The organism is Terribacillus sp. FSL K6-0262 (genome assembly GCF_037977385.1).
In the GTDB taxonomy this organism is placed as follows: domain Bacteria; phylum Bacillota; class Bacilli; order Bacillales; family Amphibacillaceae; genus Terribacillus.
Genome location: NZ_CP150277.1, coordinates 443,920 through 457,754, shown reverse-complemented (window position 1 = coordinate 457,754; position 13,835 = coordinate 443,920). Strand labels below are relative to the sequence as shown.

Below are 13,835 nucleotides of genomic sequence, written 5' to 3'. Positions count from 1 at the left end.
TTTTTTTTATAACTGTGAGTAAGTACCTAGGAGGGTGCGTAATGGATGAGAAAGATTGGCTTTTATTGAAGTTATTAGGGGAAGAAAAGAGTGTCACAAAAGCTGCAGAGAGGTTGTTCACGTCTCAGCCCTCTTTGACGTACAGAATCCAAAAGATTGAAGAGAGCTTTCATGTTAAGCTGTTCACCAAACGGAACAGGGGAATCACATTGACGGCTGAAGGGGAATACCTTGCGGATTATGCGGTTGAGATGCTGCGAAAGCTGCAAGAAACAAAGGATGCAATAGCTAACCTGGGTAAAGAAGTGCAAGGTACGCTTCGTTTAGCGGTTTCCAGTAACTTCGCCCAATATAAGCTGCCTGGATTGCTGGCAAAATTCTCTTCCATCCATCCGAATGTCCAGTACAATGTACAAACTGGCTGGAGTACAAGGGTGATGAAATTATTGGATGGGGGAGATGTGCATTTGGGCATCCTGCGAGGAAATCATCGCTGGCAAGGGGTCAAAGAAATTCTGACAAGAGAACAACTATATATTATCTCCAAACAAAAAATCAGTATCGGTCAGCTGCCTTTGCTGCCTTTCATTAAATACAATACAGACACATCGCTCAAAACGATCATCGATGGATGGATCCATGAGCATTTGCAGCATGCACCGCTTACAGCAATGGAAGTGGATCGTCAGGAAACCTGTAAGGAAATGGTCAAACATGGGCTGGGATATTCCATTGTTCCGGAGATATGTCTTCGTGAATCCGACCAGCTGCATCGTATTGGATTGATGAATGATAAGAAGGAGCCATTGCTTCGTGATACATGGCTGATGTATGATCCAAAGTCGCTGGATCTCCAAGTCGTCAAAGCATTTATAGGGTTCCTTAAAACGGAACAGCATGTCACAATATAAAATTTATTTATGAGTATCGAAAAAATAGTTATATTTAACTTATCTCCTGCTATGTAATATGCTAAGTCAAATGCTTCTTCAAGCAAACTAATGAAAGCGTATTCAAGAGAGAGGGGAATGAGCATGCTGACTATACTTGGGTTTTCCATGATGATTGTATTCACTGTATTGATTATGTCTAAAAAGCTTTCTCCCATTGTTGCCTTGACGATCACACCGATATTCTTCGCTTTGATAGGCGGTTTTGGAGGAAGTGTCGGTGATATGATTTTGGACGGACTGCAAACGGTAGCCAGTTCGGCGGCTTTGCTGCTGTTTGCAATCCTGTTTTTCGGCATCCTGATTGATGCCGGGCTATTTGATCCATTGATAAAGAAAATCCTTGCGCTGGTAAAGGGGGATCCGGTCAAAATTGCGATTGGTTCGGCTGTTCTGGCAATGCTGATTGCATTGGATGGAGATGGAACGACCACTTATATGATCACGGTATCTGCAATGCTGCCCCTTTACAAACGGATTGGTATGAATCCATTGATAATGGCGACAGTTGCGATGCTGGCATTGAGTATCATCAGTGGTATGACACCTTGGGGAGGCCCGGCAACCAGGGCGATTGCCGTATTGGGGTTGGATCCGTCCGAATTCTTCATCCCGCTTCTTCCGACGATGATCGGGGGTATCATTTTTGTCATCTTTACAGCCTTCATGCTGGGTCTCAGGGAACGCAAACGCATCGGAGTATCGAAGGTAGAGTCGAATTCCTATGATCCGGAACCGTATATGGCAGCGGCCTTGGAAGGGGATTTACTTAAACGGCCAAAGCTGCGCTGGATTAATCTGTTTCTTGTCATAGCCATACTGGTGCTGCTTGTTATGGGAATCATGCATCCGGCAGTTTTATTCCTTATCGGATTTGTTTTGGCGCTGACCATCAATTACCCGAACCTGCAGGTGCAGAAGGAACGCATCGCCGAGCATGCAAGCAATGCGATCACGGTTGTCTTGCTTGTGTTCGCAGCAGGTGTTTTTGCCGGTATATTGTCTGGAACGGAAATGGTTAATGCCATAGCCGGCTCGATTGTTGCATTCATTCCGCCTTCCATGGGAGAGCTTTTCCCGTTGGTTGTCGCCATCACCAGTCTTCCATTGACTTTTGTCCTTTCCAATGATGCCTATTACTTCGGGATGGTACCGATTTTCGCCGAAGCTGCATCGGCTTATGGGGTTGATCCAATCGAAATCGCCAGGGCATCTATCCTGGGGCAGCCGGTGCACCTCATGAGTCCGCTTGTAGCTTCCACTATACTTCTTGTGAGTATGCTGAAGGTCGACCTTGGGGCATTTCAGCGCTATGCAGTCAAATGGGCTGTGTTGACCTCGATATTCATTATTCTTGTGGCTATGGTGACAGGGGCGATTTCATTCAGATAGATAGCTGATCATGTGAATGTCCATTCGGATAAAAATCCAGCATGGATGCGGGGCATAACCCGGCAAACAAGACACAATGATGGAATAAAAAAGCACCAGCCGCATCTTGGCGGGTGCTTCATTTTTATGCATGCACTTGTGATCTTTCCGCAGGGGCGTATGCATCCAGATAGCTGCTGCTCCAGTCATCGATGTGCAGCTTCAGGATTTGGTCGATGGCAAGCAGATTCTCTTTGCTTAGCGTCCAGTCTGTCACTCCCGTCACTTCATCGAGCTGTTCCGGTGAGTAAGCACCCCAGATGGCAGCATCGACGCCGTCCTGTTCCAGTACCCAGCGTATTGCGAGCTGTGCCATCGTCTTCTCGCGATTGGCAGCAAAGTTCTTCAATTGCTCGACTGCATCCAGGATAGCCTCGAACCTTCCGCTTTCGAATAAAGGATGGGAAGAGCGGAAATCTCTTTCAGGGAATGTCGTCGATTTGGTCAAGCCATCTGCCAGCAAACCATGTGCCATCGGTCCCCAAGCCAATCCGCCGATTTGATGTCGCTGCGCATAATCGAACCATCCCCATAGTCCGCGCTGCAGCATGTTGAACTGATTCTGGGTGACATGAAGCGGTGCTTCCTTTTGAAAAGCTTCCATCTCCTGCGGTGTGAAATTACTGACTCCGATGGCGCGGATTTTTCCTTTGCGGAATAAGTCGTTCATGACGCCGGCAATCTCTTCCATCGGGATTTCGTGATCAGGCCAGTGTACCTGATAAAGATCGAGATAATCCGTACCCAGGCGTTTCAATGTCAAATCAAGTTCCTTTTCTACATTTTCAGGTCGCATATCCCGGAACAGTTTTGTATCATCGGTCCAATTGACGCCAGGTTTTCCAGCCAAAATGAGCTCATCACGCGGAATGCCGGATTCCTGCAAAGCCCTGCCGATGAATTCTTCCGATTTTCCCAGTCCGTAATCTGGTGCGGTGTCAATCAGGTTGATGCCTTGGTCAATGGCTGCATGGACAGTCCGTTTCGCACTGTCTTCATCTGGTTCACGCTGCCACAAATAACCGCCCATGGCCCATGTCCCCAAAGCAATTTGCGTTACTTCCAAGTCACTTGCACCAAGCTTGACTTTTTTCAACGTGTTTCATCCTTTCTCAGGTGCTTTTGGACGTTGTGTTCCCGTCTTCAGGAAAACAAAACACATGAGCTAAGCATCGTTTGTTTCCTCGAGCGGATTCCGAAATGGATGGTGCTCATGAATGCGGGGGAATCGCCCTTTAATTCTCCTTTCTCACGGACTATTCTGAAGCAGCCTCATGATGCCTCGGCTTATCCAAAGGAGCAAGCGGAGTGGCAGGAAAAGCAGTTCCGGCACCCAAAACAGAAGCTCGACAACATCCCATTTATAATTTGGATTGTCTTCCTTTTTTCGTTTTCTCCTTCGTTCGCGCAGCGTCAATTGTCATTCTCCTTCCAGCTGAATTTAGTTGTCCTCATCATAACACAGCGGCGAACAAATTTTGTTATTTAAAGACGGGTGATTTCGGTCGCCTTGACAGATGAGGGCATCTGGAACACTATTGAAGAAAGCGCTTTCTAAAAGTCAGGCAATGATCTGGTAAAGGGGTGTCATGCTTGGATACAAAAGGACTGTGCAGGACGTTGATCGTTGATGATGAAATTCTTATTCGGCAAGGTATAAAACATTATCTGGATTGGGAGAAAGAAGGGTTCACGATTGTCGGCGAAGCTTCCAATGGTAGAGAAGCATTGGAACTGATTGAGAAGCTGGACCCGCATATCGTTGTCACAGATGTCGTCATGCCGATCATGGATGGAGAGGCTCTGATAAGGATCGTGAAAGAAAAATACCCGCATATCGGTCTGATCGTACTGAGCAGTTTCAGTGAATTCGATTATGTAAGAGGTGCTTTTCAAAATGGAGTCATCGATTATATCCTGAAACCGAAGCTGAATGCAGAGGTCCTGCTGCAAGCGCTGCGTCTTGCTGCAGGACAGTTGGAAGATTTTCATCTTAGCACAGGCGAACATGATAAAACATGGAAGGAAAAGCTGCTGCGCCTTTTTGAAGGGGTGGATACGTCTTTTCATGAAGAAATAGCAGCCTATTTCCCATCTAAGCATTTCCAAGTAGTTAGCATCAGGCAGGAGGCAAGCCAGGATGCAGGATCCATTCGCAATACGGCAATGAAGAACGGGAGCTTTTTCCCTATCATATCAGGTGCGGATAACGAAATTTCCCTATGGAACGGCGAGGAAATACTTGATGAAAATGCGTTCCCGGATGTCCCGGCTTCAGCATGCATCTGTGTTACAAGGCCTTTCGATGATATTTTGGAGCTGAAAGAAAAACAAAAGGAACTCGAGCAGTTGGAGAGCTATCGTTTTTATTTTCCGGATAAGGGTTATCTTTCGGAAGCGAGCCTTCCCCTGGATACTGCTGAAGAGTGTGAATTCGAAATGGATGGGTTTATCGAAGCGTGCAAGCGGGATGACTTTCAGGAGGCGTTTCGTCATGTACAGGAGCATATGGAGCGGTCGGCTAAAAATTATAAACAGGATATAGCCGAGTACAAAGCTTTTCTCAATAACGTCATGTTCAATCTGATTGTGCTGCTTGGCAATGGGAAGTATCAGACGGAGCTGCTGGAGAAGAGGAAGTATGATTACTTCCAGCGTGTTGTCCAAGCGGAAGATATATACAAAGCCAATAAAACGATTGCATCTTTTTTAAAGGAAGTGGAATGCCTTGTAAAAAGCGAAGGCGGCCAGGGACATATGCGAAAGCTGACCGCGTACATCAAGGAGCATTACCATGAAGCGTTATCGTTATCGGATATTGCGAATCATTTCCATTTCAGCCCTTCTTATCTATCCAATTACTTTTCCGCACATAGCAGGGAGGGATTCAGCGGGTATCTCAATCGTGTCAGGATCGAGGCGGCCATCAACTTGCTAAGACAAAACGATATCCCTATTTCAAAAATCAGCGAACAAGTAGGGTTCTCTGATCACAGCTATTTTTGTCGAGTCTTCAAGAAGCAAACAGGCTATTCTCCTTCGCAATATCGACGGAAACGGATGATGAGCTGAGGAGGGGAGGACTGATGCATGTGATCAAAGACCGTCTCCATCCGAATGGTTTGTTCATGAAGATGTTCCTTGTGACAGTTGGACTCATCATTTTGGTGGCTATTGCAGTTACGTTTGCGACGATCAGGATGGCCGAGCAGTTTTTCGTCGAGAAGTTCAGCATCACAAATTCACAAATCATCAATCAGATTCAGTATGATTTTGAAGAATTGAATTACAGTATTGTGATGGCAGCCTCCAATGTGGATCAAAGCAGTACGATAGAGGCATTTTTATCCGAGGAAGAACCGGATAATGCGCGTATGCAAAGTCTTTTCCATGTCATGCAGCAGATTGATCATATCAGGGAGCGTCTTGGCAACCAGAATGTCGAGATTGCCATCGCTGATCGGGAGAGGATCACCTATACGACGAATTTCACGTATTGGCCGGCTTCCCCCGGCGTAATCCGGGGACACGAAATCACAGAAACGATCACAGAGCAGCCGAATAAGCTGCTTTATTTTCAAGATTCACAGGAAGCAAATGATAATTATGTAATCGCGGCGAAGGCTCTGCGCGATAGGGAAACGGAGCAAGCCCTGGGAGCTGTGTATTTTCCTATCAAAGAAGGGCAGCTGCGTTCCTTCTATACCGACTATGTAAAACCAGGGAATGATTTTTATGTGGTGGACAGAAATGGCAAAGTGGTTTCCAGCAGTCTGGCAAGCACGATTGGACAATCGCTGCCGGAGCTCAGTCAGCAAGCAGAGCGTATGGAAGCTGCCGGAGTCAGGTACCGGGAAATCGAATTCCAGGATACCAATCAGATCATGTTGGCAGAATACCTGCCTTATTTCGATATGTACCTTGTCAATATGGTGGACAAACAAACCGCTGTCGGAAACCTGATCGATACGAAACAGATAGTGTTATTACTTGCAGGAGTTGTTGTTCTTGCCCTGATCATTGTTTTCCTTGTAACGAAGCGTTTGACCAACTCGCTTTCCAAGCTTGTCAAGGATATTGAAGCAGTCCCGAAAAAAGGTCTGCAGCGTCGGCTTGTATATGAAGGAACATATGAAACGAAGCAGATTGGATCGGCTTTCAACAGTATGATGGATGAACTGCAAGTATATGTGGAAAGACTCATCGAAGCACAAAAGCAGCAGCGTCATGCTGAATTGGCTGCTTTACAGCAGCAGATAAATCCGCATTTTCTTTATAATACGATGGCTTCCATAAAGTTCTTGGTCCAGATGGGGGAACGGGAAGAAGCAGAAAAGACGATTGACGCGTTCATCACCCTGCTTCAGAATACTGTCGGCAATGTGGATGAGTCGGTCACAGTCGAGCTGGAAGTTGAAAACCTGAAAAACTATGTGTTGATCAATCAGAAGCGATATGGGGATAGAATACAGGTTCAATTCATGATTGCACCGGATTGCATGGAATATCGCATTCCTAAGCTGATTCTGCAGCCCTTTATCGAAAATTCATTTTTCCATGCTTTCAATAAGACTGCCGAAGGAACCATCTCGGTCCTCATTTGGCGTGAGGCAGATGATCTTATTTGCGAAATTGCTGATGATGGAGACGGGATGGCCGCCAATATAGAAAGCCTTCCTCATACGAATCGTAATCGGCAGCTGTTTTCGGGTATCGGTGTGAAAAATGTCCATGAACGCATGCAGCTGCTGTATGGACCGGACTATGGCGTATCCATTGCAAGCAAAGAGGGGCTGGGTACGAGAGTCAAACTGAGACTGCCAGCTTCAAAGGAAGAGGGGAAGAACATCATCTAGCATCATATCAGGCTCTTTATCTATATGCAGAGGGAAGAAGGGTACGATAAATAATGCAAATAACGAAAAATAATCCTAATACCAAACTGTAAGCGCTGTCAAAATGGTGATTTAATCCAAGGATCGCTTAATAATCTCCTAACGGGGTCCGAGAAGTGCATGCTACGATGGAATCAAGGAGATAGCGCTTACAAAAAAGGGGAGGTAAACGGATGAAGAGATTATTTGCACTTTTATTTGTTGGTTTGCTCGTTCTGTCTGCATGTTCTTCGGGTTCCAGCTCGGAGGCAGACGCTGATACGAACGATATCAAAGTCTGGGCATGGGATCCGAATTTCAACATAAAAGCAATGGAGCTGGCGAAAACAGCTTATCAACAAGAAAACAGCGAGCTGAATATCGAAATCATCGAAAATGCCCAGGATGATATTATCCAAAAGCTGAACACAAGCCTCAGCTCTGGAACGACAAAAGGACTTCCTAATATCGTGCTGATTGAAGATTATCGTGCACAAAGCTTCCTGCAGTCCTATCCAGATATGTTTTATGCAGTCGACGATAGCATTTCCACCGATGATTTCGCGAAGTATAAAATTCCGACAACCAGCTTCGAAGGCAAGCAGTATGGTGTACCGTTCGATTCCGGTGTGGCTGGGCTGTATGTTCGGACGGACTACTTGGAAGAAGCAGGCTACAGTATAGAAGATCTGCAAAACACAGATTGGGAGAAAGTGATCGAAATTGGAAAAGCCGTCAAGGATGCAACAGGAAAGCAAATGCTTACACAGGATCCGAAAGATCTTGGTTTGCTGCGCATGATGATTCAGTCAAGTGGGGCTTGGTATTTGGAGGAGGACGGTGTAACGCCTGACATTGCGGATAATGAAGCGCTGAAAGAGGCTTTCCGTCTGTACAAGGAAATGATCGATGCAGACTTGGTGAAGCCGCATTCCGACTGGAGCCAGTTCATCGCAGCAATCAATAATGGCGATATTGCCATGGTGCCAAGCGGCAACTGGATCACTCCTTCCATCAAAGCAGAAGCATCACAATCAGGGAAGTGGGCTGTCGCACCGTTTCCAAAGCTTCCTGGCATCGAGTCCGTCAATGCTTCCAATCTTGGGGGCAGCTCATGGTATGTACTGAACGTTCCCGGAAAGGAAAAAGCCGCTGAATTCTTGGGCAAGACATTCGGAGCGAATGTTGATTATTACCAGCGGTTTGTTGAAGAGGTCGGCGGTCTTGGAACGTACCAGCCTGCAGCAGACGGGGAAGCATACCAGGCAGAAGATGAATTCTTCGGCGGCCAGAAGATACTATCCGATTTCGCCGCTTGGACAGAAGAGATTCCGCAAGTCAATTATGGGCTGCACACGTATGTGATCGAAGATATCCTGGCGAATGAAATCCAGAAATATCTGGATGGCGAGGATCTGGACACAGTCTTGGAAAATGCTCAGTCGCTGGCAGAGCAGCAAGCGAAGTAAATCTATGGCCCTGGGACGCCGAGGACGCATTGGCTCCCGGGGCCTCTTTCGAAAGGAGTCCGCCTTCATGAATATTCCTGAAAAACTCGGGCCGGAAAAACTTGCCCAAAGACCAGCACCGCGTAAAGCCAGTTCCCTTAGGCTGAAAAATACAATGGTCGGCTGGTCATTTGTCACATTGGCTTCCCTGCTGATCGGAATCTTTTATTTCTTCCCGATGGTACAGGCGCTGCTATTATCGTTTCAATCTGGCAGCGGCGTGAATCTGTCGTTTGTCGGCTTCGAGAATTATATCCGTCTATTCCAGGATCCGGTTTTTCTGACAACGGTGAAAAATACAGTGATCTACTTGATCATCCAAGTACCTGTCATGATTTTGCTGGCTTTATTCCTGTCAGTTGTGCTGAATGACAAGACGCTGAAATGGAAGGGCTTTTTCCGGACTGCCATTTTCCTGCCCTGCGTCACGTCGCTTGTTGCCTATTCGGTGGTATTCAAATACTTGTTCGCGCCTGATGGAATCGTAAATATGACATTGATGAAAATCAATCTCGTTTCCGAGCCGATACAGTGGCTGACAGATCCTTTCTGGGCAAAAATCACCATCATCCTGGCCATCACGTGGAGATGGACTGGTTATAATATGATCTTTTATCTTTCTGCCCTGCAGAATGTGGACCGCTCCATCTATGAAGCTGCCAAAATCGATGGTGCTTCCGCCATCCAGCAATTTTTCAAAATCACGATTCCGATGCTGAAGCCGATCATACTTTTCACATCGATCACTTCGACAATAGGCACGCTCCAATTGTTCGATGAAGTCATGAACATCACGGCTGGAGGCCCCGGTAATGCGACCATGACCATTTCACAATATATCTATAATCTGTCCTTCAAGTACACACCTGATTTTGGCTATGCAGCGACTGTTTCCTATGCGATCGTGATCCTGATCGTCATATTCTCGATCATCCAATTCAAAGCGGCAGGTGATAAAAAATGAACCTTTCCAATAAAGTGATTGGTTATCTGTTTCTCAGCATCTGCGCGATCATCTCCATTTTCCCCTTTTACTGGATGATCGTCAGCATGACGAACACGTCTGCAGACGTTACAAGGGGGAAATTGCTTCCTGGTGGGCATTTTGTCGAGAATTTCAAAAACCTATTAGGGTCGGTCGATTTGGTGCCCGCATTGATGAACTCGGCGATCATCGCTGTTGCTACGACCGTCCTCAGCTTGCTTATCGCTTCCCTGGCAGGCTATGGATTTGAAATTTACCGCAGCAAAGCGAAGGATGTCGTCTTCAATATTTTGCTTTTATCCATGATGATCCCATTTGCTGCTCTGATGGTGCCGCTGTTTCGCATGTTCGGCTCCATCACGCCGGTTTTGCCGTTTATCGGAATCGATACATTGACAGCGGTCGTGCTGCCGACAATCACGACAGCCTTCCTGATTTTCTTCTTCCGTCAGAGCACGAAAATGTTCCCAAAAGAGATTTTGGAGGCTGGCCGGATAGATGGATTGAAGGAAATCGGTATCTTTTTCCGAATTTATGTACCGACAATGAAAACAACATACGCTGCAGCGGCCATCATCACTTTCATGGCTAGCTGGAATAATTATCTCTGGCCGCTCGTTGTCCTGCAATCTCCTGATAAACAGACGATTCCATTGCTCATTTCGAATCTTGGTTCCAGCTATTCGCCGGATTACGGCATGATCATGATGGCAATCGTCATCGCAACATTGCCGACAGCGATCATTTTCTTCTTCATGCAGAAGCATTTCGTCGCAGGAATGATGGGTTCAGTGAAATAACAGCTATATAGGGAGGAAGAGGGTATGACAATCAATACGGGTATCACCCCAAGTTTGGATTGGCTTAACGATCCTAGTGTGTTCGCCGTGAATCGCGTTCTGGCACATTCGGACCATGTTTACTACGAAACGCTGGAGCAGGCGGAAGCAAAAGGAAGCATGCCATGGCGTCAAAGCCTGAATGGGAAATGGAAGTTTCATTATGCCAAGAATCCCAACGCCAGGCCGGCTGATTTTTTCAAAGCAGATTTCGATTGCAGCTATTGGGATTCCATCTCGGTTCCAGCTCATATCCAGCTGGAAGGGTATGGGACACCGCAGTACGTGAACACGATGTACCCTTGGGATGGTGTGCACGATATCCGGCCGCCGCAGATTCCTGAGGAAGATAATCCTGTCGGCAGCTATGTTCGGCATTTCACCGTTCCCAGACAGATGGAAAATATGCCCTTGTATATATCGTTTCAAGGCGTGGAGTCTGCTTTCTATGTATGGCTGAATGGCAGGTTTGTCGGCTATAGCGAGGATTCTTTCACACCGGCCGACTTTGAACTGACGGATTACCTTCAGCCTGGGGAAAACAAACTGGCTGTCGAGGTGTACCAGCGCAGCACGGGCGCTTGGCTGGAGGATCAAGATTTCTGGCGCTTTTCCGGTATCTTCCGCGATGTGTATCTGTACACGACGCCCCAGCTGCATGTGTTTGATTTATCCGTTCAAGCGAGGTTGGATGATACGTACAGCAAAGGTTCTTTGAAGGCTGCAATGCTCTTCCAAGAGACAATCCCGGCAAGGGCAAGGATCATAGGCAGTTTATATGACAAAAAGGGCAGCTTGATGCAGGAAGCAGAAGGGCTATTCCAGGAGCAGACGGCTGTCGTGACGTTCAAAGTCGATCGGCCGCAGCTATGGAGTGCAGAGGATCCCTATCTGTACACACTATATTTGAAAATCTTCAATGAGGACGATCAGCTTGTCGAGGTCGTCCCGCAGTCCGTCGGCTTCCGGCGCTTCGAGCTGATTGATAAAGTGATGTGCCTGAATGGCAAAAGAATCGTTTTCAAAGGTGTCAATCGCCATGAATTCAATGCACGTACTGGGCGCGCCGTCACCGAGGAGGATATGCTGTGGGATATCAAGACGCTGAAGCAGCATAATATCAATGCTGTCCGTACTTCCCATTACCCGAATCAGACTCGTTGGTATGAACTATGTGATGAATATGGATTGTATGTCATTGATGAGATGAATCTTGAAACACATGGCAGCTGGCAAAAGCTCGGTCAGGTGGATCCATCCTGGAATATACCGGGCAATCTGCCCCAGTGGCAGGATATCGTGATGGATCGCGCCATTTCGATGCTGGAACGGGATAAAAACCACCCATCCATCTTGATATGGTCCTGCGGGAACGAATCATATGCAGGAGAGGTGATCGTCAATGTGGCGAATTATTTCCGGGAAAAGGATCCCAGCAGGCTCGTCCATTATGAGGGGGTGTTCCATGCACGCGAATACGAGGAAGCGAGTGACATGGAAAGCCGGATGTACGCAAAAGCAGCGGATATTATCGAGTATTTGGAAAAGGACCCGCAAAAGCCGTTCATTAATTGTGAATATACACATGCGATGAACAACTCACTGGGCGGAATGTACAAATATACGGAGCTGGAAAATCAATATCCGATGTACCAGGGCGGGTTCATTTGGGATTATATCGACCAAGCGCTCTGGAAGAAGAATCGGTATGGGCAGGAGTATCTTGCATTCGGCGGCGATTTCCATGACAGACCGACAGACTATATTTTCTGTACCGATGGCATCGTGTTTGCCGACCGCAGGCTCTCCCCAAAAATGCAGGAAGTCAAATATCTGTATCAGAACATCAAGCTGGATGTGAAGGATAAAAGCATCGTGCTGCGCAACGAAAATCTCTTTGCTGATACAGCTGCGTATGATCTGGTCTGGGCGGTCAAAAGAGATGGTGTGGCTTGTCATGAAGATAAAATCGATCAGTCGGTAAGTGCTGGGGGGCAAGCGGAATTCCCCCTCGATATTCCTGCTGATGTGATAGCAGAGCCGGGAACCTATACGATTGATGCCAGCATGAGATTACGTGAGAGCACGAGGTGGGCAGAAGCTGGATTCGAAGTCGCATTCGGACAATATGTATGGGAAAAGAAACCACCTGTCATTGCGAAAGCAGCAGGTCAGCTCCGGGTTGTCGAAGGGGATGTGAATATCGGGGTGCATGGATATGGCTTCAGTGTCCAGTTCTCGAGAGCGGCAGGGAGCATGACATCACTTTGTTATGATGAGGAGGAACTGATCGAGACACCCCCTTATCCGACATTTTGGCGAGCCAGTACGGATAATGATGACGGATATCAGCATAGCTATACTGCAGGGGTATGGCTCGCGGCAAGTGTGGCGAGAAGATGTACCGATATAGCGGTGGATGTTTTAGAGGAGCAAGTCGATGTGACATTCACCTATGCTTTTTCGATAGCGGAAAAACTGCAGGTTCAAACCATATATTCGGTTTTCCCTGATGGAGCCATCCGAGTGAAAGCGAACTGTCAAGGAGCAGAAGGATTACCTGATTTGCCAACTTTTTCCCTCTCATTCCGCACCTCTGCAGATTATCGTAATCTGGAATGGTTTGCGAAGGGGCCTGAAGAAAATTATGCAGACAGGAATCACGGAGCAAGACTTATCCGATTCAAGAATACGGTCGATACGAACGGTACGGCATATGTACGGCCGCAGGAATCCGGTACCAGGACTGGAGTGCGGTGGCTGAAAGTCACGGATGCAAAAGGAAGAGGGGCAGTGCTGCGCGCTTATGATCTGCCGCTCACATGTAATGCTTCCCCGTATACTGCCTTGGAGATTGAACAAGCAAATCATCCCTATGAGCTGCCGCCGATTCATTACACTGTATTGACTGTATCCGGCAAGCAGATGGGCGTGGGGGGAGATGATAGCTGGGGAGCGCCGGTACACCCGGAACATAGGCTGTCTTCTGATGATGATCACAGTTTTGTCTTTACGATTAATAGAGTATAAAGAAAGAGGCTGGGACAAAAGTGTTTTAGCCAAATAAAAACCGAACTATATTGCAAATCTTCATACGAAAATTTGCATAAGTTCGGTTTTTTGATTAGTTATCTATCCTAGCGTAGGGAGAACACGGAGACTCCTACGGGAACAGCGTGAGCTGAAGACCCCGCAGTGGTGACCTTTCCACGAGGAGGCTGAGGCCGTGCCCGTGGAAAGCGGCGTGT

10 protein-coding genes are annotated in these 13,835 nt (G+C 47.1%); 8 read left to right on the top strand and 2 right to left on the bottom strand.

All coding sequences use genetic code 11. The annotated features are described in order from the left end of the window. Window positions 1-41 precede the first annotated feature (41 nt). Both MHI54_RS02300 and MHI54_RS02295 read left to right on the top strand, forming a co-directional pair. Window positions 42-911 (top strand): LysR family transcriptional regulator, encoded by an 870-nt coding sequence (locus MHI54_RS02300; protein ID WP_340082219.1) that lies wholly within the window; start codon window positions 42-44, stop codon window positions 909-911. A 123-nt stretch (window positions 912-1,034) separates the two neighbouring features. Further along, complete coding sequence (locus MHI54_RS02295) at window positions 1,035-2,342, top strand: citrate:proton symporter (protein WP_340082911.1); 1,308 nt, start codon at window positions 1,035-1,037, stop codon at window positions 2,340-2,342. A gap of 124 nt (window positions 2,343-2,466) precedes the next feature. On the opposite strand, the gene MHI54_RS02290 is transcribed toward MHI54_RS02295, so the two are convergent. Further along, window positions 2,467-3,477 carry an aldo/keto reductase gene (locus tag MHI54_RS02290; protein WP_340082218.1) on the bottom strand — a complete coding sequence of 337 codons (1,011 nt, stop codon included), beginning with the start codon at window positions 3,475-3,477 and terminating at the stop codon, window positions 2,467-2,469. A 153-nt stretch (window positions 3,478-3,630) separates the two neighbouring features. Continuing rightward, window positions 3,631-3,798, bottom strand: coding sequence for a hypothetical protein (locus tag MHI54_RS02285; protein WP_340082217.1), 168 nt, complete (start codon window positions 3,796-3,798; stop codon window positions 3,631-3,633). Window positions 3,799-3,974: 176 nt separating this feature from the next. Here MHI54_RS02285 and MHI54_RS02280 point away from each other — a divergent pair, with 176 nt between their 5' ends. The 6 genes from MHI54_RS02280 (at window position 3,975) to MHI54_RS02255 (ending at window position 13,617) form a co-directional block, all read left to right on the top strand. Next, entirely contained in the window at window positions 3,975-5,453 is a 1,479-nt protein-coding gene (locus MHI54_RS02280) for a response regulator transcription factor (RefSeq protein WP_340082216.1), read from the top strand. A gap of 14 nt (window positions 5,454-5,467) precedes the next feature. Next, a complete protein-coding gene (locus tag MHI54_RS02275) occupies window positions 5,468-7,237 on the top strand; it encodes a histidine kinase (protein ID WP_340082215.1) in 1,770 nt (589 codons plus the stop codon). Window positions 7,238-7,449: 212 nt separating this feature from the next. After that, a complete protein-coding gene (locus MHI54_RS02270) occupies window positions 7,450-8,724 on the top strand; it encodes an extracellular solute-binding protein (protein WP_340082214.1) in 1,275 nt (424 codons plus the stop codon). A 154-nt stretch (window positions 8,725-8,878) separates the two neighbouring features. Further along, on the top strand, window positions 8,879-9,727 hold the full coding sequence (locus MHI54_RS02265; RefSeq protein ID WP_340082910.1) for a sugar ABC transporter permease: 849 nt from the start codon (window positions 8,879-8,881) through the stop codon (window positions 9,725-9,727). Next, entirely contained in the window at window positions 9,724-10,548 is an 825-nt protein-coding gene (locus tag MHI54_RS02260) for a carbohydrate ABC transporter permease (protein ID WP_095214475.1), read from the top strand. Before MHI54_RS02265 ends, MHI54_RS02260 begins: the two co-directional genes overlap by 4 nt. A gap of 24 nt (window positions 10,549-10,572) precedes the next feature. Continuing rightward, complete coding sequence (locus MHI54_RS02255) at window positions 10,573-13,617, top strand: glycoside hydrolase family 2 TIM barrel-domain containing protein (protein WP_340082213.1); 3,045 nt, start codon at window positions 10,573-10,575, stop codon at window positions 13,615-13,617. The last annotated feature ends 218 nt before the right edge of the window (window positions 13,618-13,835 follow it).

Excerpts from the sequence above, each read along its gene's own strand:
- MHI54_RS02265 (WP_340082910.1), top strand. The coding sequence starts at position 8,879 with ATGGTCGGCTGGTCATTTGTCACATTGGCTTCCCTGCTGATCGGAATC.
- MHI54_RS02275 (WP_340082215.1), top strand. The coding sequence starts at position 5,468 with ATGCATGTGATCAAAGACCGTCTCCATCCGAATGGTTTGTTCATGAAG.
- MHI54_RS02300 (WP_340082219.1), top strand. The coding sequence starts at position 42 with ATGGATGAGAAAGATTGGCTTTTATTGAAGTTATTAGGGGAAGAAAAG.
- MHI54_RS02295 (WP_340082911.1), top strand. The coding sequence starts at position 1,035 with ATGCTGACTATACTTGGGTTTTCCATGATGATTGTATTCACTGTATTG.
- MHI54_RS02270 (WP_340082214.1), top strand. The coding sequence starts at position 7,450 with ATGAAGAGATTATTTGCACTTTTATTTGTTGGTTTGCTCGTTCTGTCT.
- MHI54_RS02260 (WP_095214475.1), top strand. The coding sequence starts at position 9,724 with ATGAACCTTTCCAATAAAGTGATTGGTTATCTGTTTCTCAGCATCTGC.
- MHI54_RS02255 (WP_340082213.1), top strand. The coding sequence starts at position 10,573 with ATGACAATCAATACGGGTATCACCCCAAGTTTGGATTGGCTTAACGAT.